The 738-nt window shown below is 41.7% G+C and carries 2 rRNA genes; both read left to right on the forward strand.

Annotated elements, in window-relative coordinates:
- Window positions 1-68 (forward strand): 16S ribosomal RNA (locus AC1FXZ_RS21980); the annotation flags it as partial.
- A 552-nt stretch (window positions 69-620) separates the two neighbouring features.
- Window positions 621-738 (forward strand): 23S ribosomal RNA (locus AC1FXZ_RS21985); the annotation flags it as partial.

A 738-nucleotide genomic window follows, 5' to 3' on the forward strand; every position in this document is an offset into this window, starting at 1 on the left:
GACAGATGATTGGGGTGAAGTCGTAACAAGGTAGCCGTATCGGAAGGTGCGGCTGGATCACCTCCTTTCTATGGAGTATTTAACTCTAGTCGATATATGACGTCAGGTCATATACGCTTGTGCTATTTGTTCAGTTTTGAGAGTACTCAAAACTCTCTATATTAAGCTTTTGCTCCTGCGTCTACGAGCGTATGCTAACGAAGCATGCTTCCTCGGAGCAAGGCAGCATGTAGCAATAACTGAGAAGTGTTACATGATGTAATTGAAGTCAGTAGCCTTGTTCAGTTTTGAAGGAACTTCCTTCAATTAATAGGAACTAACTTTGTAAGATAGAAGTTAGTGACTTCGGTTCTTTGAAAACTAGATAATGCAAATAGAAACGAAATGTAAGTTTACCGGTCTTATTTAATAAGAGAAGGTCAAACGAGCATGTCAAGAATTCATTGACATTTTCTTGAAAATGTCTTAAAACGACTTTTTATATTAAAATCGTTTTTGGCAAAGAGATTCGAGCAGTTCGAGGAAGCGAATGATCGAAAGAATGGAGCGTACACCCGTACGTGACATGACTGAGATCATGAAGATGACGAAGAAATGCGAAGAAGATCTGCAGCCAAAATGGTTAAGTTATGAAGGGCGCACGGTGAATGCCTTGGCACTAGGAGCCGAAGAAGGACGCGACGAACGGCGAAACGCCTCGGGGAGCTGTAAGTAAGCTTTGATCCGAGGATATCCGAA

It is taken from the genome of Halalkalibacter sp. HAAS-P014 (genome assembly GCF_056619965.1).